Here is an 887-nt window from a genome sequence, read left to right as displayed (position 1 = left end):
GTCTATATTCTCTTTATTAAAATCTACTTTAGCATTATCCTCATTTTTACCCTGCAAATCTTCAAGAAATTCCTTCCATTTTTCTATTTTCTCTAAATTGGCTTCTATTACAAATTTTGGGTCATAGATACCATCTGTCATTAACATTAAATAAGAGAAATCCTCTACCAATTTAAAACCAAATCGGGTTGAAAATTTATCACTTTGAAATATTTCAGGCATAGTAATAAAACGTGTTCCACCACCAAATTCTCCAACATCCAACCAATTCATTAATTTAATTTCGGTCAACTCTTTGTTTAATAAACCTATTGGACAATCACCAACACCAAAACTCAAAATGGCATAACCAAAATCATATTTCTTTACCAGAGTAAAAATGAATGTTGCATGTAAATCTTTTAAAGGTTTTTCAAGTTTTAAAGCAAATTTTTGTAATTCTTTATGAACAAACCATGCTGCTTTTGAAAGATTGTCATATACAAAATGACTTATTTTTTTTCCTGCTTCATCATCTGTTTTGTTATGATAATTTAGTAGTATTTCATCAAAAGACTCTAGATAATCATTTGTAAAAAGCTCTTCAAAGTAGGTTACAACCAATTCACATGCCATTTTAGAACCTTGCCTTGAGTACATTGCCGATCCCGCTCCATCAGAAACGGCTACAATTTCCCAACCTGTTTCATTTATTTTTTTGAAAGCAAAATCATCATCTCTAAACGATCCCACATTGGCATGACTTCTTCCTCTTTTTGAGGCTATTACTATGTTTTTATCTAAAAATATATTTGAAATAGCAATGTTATCTTCTTTCCAAAAAGGAGCATTTTTATCACTTACTATATTTTTCCATAAAGATTTAGGGTCAGGATTTATTATAATTG

1 protein-coding gene is annotated in these 887 nt (G+C 29.9%); it reads right to left on the bottom strand.

Features of this window, described 5'->3' with window-relative positions; translation table 11 throughout:
* Positions 1 to 887, bottom strand: an 887-nt coding sequence (locus IU405_RS00600; RefSeq protein ID WP_197436715.1) for a PP2C family serine/threonine-protein phosphatase, incomplete at both ends; no start/stop codon positions are given.

Origin of the sequence: Polaribacter sp. BAL334 (assembly GCF_015767435.1) — a bacterium.
Lineage (GTDB): Bacteria > Bacteroidota > Bacteroidia > Flavobacteriales > Flavobacteriaceae > Polaribacter.
The sequence above is the reverse complement of the archived record's forward strand: the minus strand, read 5'-3'. Positions and strand labels throughout refer to the sequence as shown.